The sequence below is a fragment of the Candidatus Bathyarchaeota archaeon genome (assembly GCA_026014585.1).
Lineage (GTDB): Archaea > Thermoproteota > Bathyarchaeia > Bathyarchaeales > Bathycorpusculaceae > Bathycorpusculum.
In genome coordinates this window covers 1-1,249 of sequence record JAOZIA010000008.1, presented here as the reverse complement: position 1 = coordinate 1,249, position 1,249 = coordinate 1, and the positions used below count along the sequence as shown (strand labels likewise).

Here is a 1,249-nt window from a genome sequence, read left to right as displayed (position 1 = left end):
TGAAGGGGCGCAAGCAGGGCATACCTTTCGGCCCCTTCCTTTCAATGAGTGCTATAATCACCCTTCTTCTGGGGGCAGATATTCTTAATTGGTACATTGGTTTCTTCTGATTCTGTAGTACAGACAGGCTAAATGCTAGCTAAATGCTTGACATGTCTAGTATAATAGTAATAGTATAATCGTCAGAGGAAGCTGAATATGCAGTTAGACCGCCGCAGGTCCAGCATAGAGATAATAGCTGACATGCTCAGGCTCGGTGAAGCCGGCAAGACTGAGATAATGTACAGCGTCAATATGAGCTATTTTCAGCTCCAGAAATATCTTGATTTCATGCTGGAACGTGGCCTTGTCGATAAAGTAAAGTTGGGTAACCCCTCCGTAACCTATAGGGTGACCAAAAAGGGAATCGGCGTGTTGAGAAGTATAGATTCCCTGCTGGATTGCCTGGGGTTGAGGGGGGAAGAAGAAATGGATAACAGTAAACCCAGGGAACTGCTATAGCCGAAAGAGGAGAGCAAATGGCGGACAAAAGAATGCTCATAGTGCCAGCCGAACTCGTGGCTAAAATCAACGCCAACCGCGGAGATTTGGGCCAGGCGGAGTTCATTGATTTCCTCATTGACAGCCGGCTGAGCGAAGAAAGCAACGGGCATAGGAAAATGGACACGGAGGAGATAGAGGCGATAAAGGCTGACCTCAAGAAGCTTATCGCCAGGGATGAGGCTATCAAGAAGAACTATGCCACCAAGGATGAGTTTCAGTCTTTCCTGCAAGACAACAGGAAATTGCTGAAGAGCTTCCTTGATTTCTTCATCGGCTACGGGTTGGAGATGGGCAAGAAGTCGAACAACAATGAGCTTGCGGAGATTGCCAGCAAGCTGCAGAGCATGGATGAAGAGCTTGCTGCCGAAGAAGAAGGCGGCGAAGTTAAAATCAAATGGAAATGACCGGTCTGAGCTAAAAGTTCGGACGGTTTTCAATTTGAACCCTCTTCTGAACGAAGGGGGTTTTTGTTTTTAAGAAAATTTGCCATTTTTACGTTTAATAGAACATTGTTCTAGTATTAAAAACCTTCCACTAGCCTTGTTTCTGTGTCATAGTCAGAAAAATTAATTAAAAAAACCGGAAAAACTGGCTAAAAAACGGAAGGTTAAATGCTCTACATCACACTTGGCGCGCTGGCTTCGCTGATAATAAACCTCTTCAATATTAATTCTATTAAAAGAATTCCATTGCTGAAGACGCTTGT

Annotated in this window: 2 protein-coding genes; both read left to right on the top strand. The window is 44.5% G+C overall.

Annotated elements, in window-relative coordinates:
* Positions 1-198 precede the first annotated feature (198 nt).
* Positions 199-501 carry a winged helix-turn-helix domain-containing protein gene (locus tag NWF01_04310; GenBank protein ID MCW4024242.1) on the top strand — a complete coding sequence of 101 codons (303 nt, stop codon included), beginning with the start codon at positions 199-201 and terminating at the stop codon, positions 499-501.
* A gap of 17 nt (positions 502-518) precedes the next feature.
* Positions 519-947 (top strand): hypothetical protein, encoded by a 429-nt coding sequence (locus NWF01_04305; GenBank protein MCW4024241.1) that lies wholly within the window; start codon positions 519-521, stop codon positions 945-947.
* Positions 948-1,249 lie beyond the last annotated feature (302 nt).

Bases quoted from the DNA above. Each gene is read 5' to 3' on its own strand.
- NWF01_04310 (MCW4024242.1), top strand. From the start codon at position 199: ATGCAGTTAGACCGCCGCAGGTCCAGCATAGAGATAATAGCTGACATG.
- NWF01_04305 (MCW4024241.1), top strand. From the start codon at position 519: ATGGCGGACAAAAGAATGCTCATAGTGCCAGCCGAACTCGTGGCTAAA.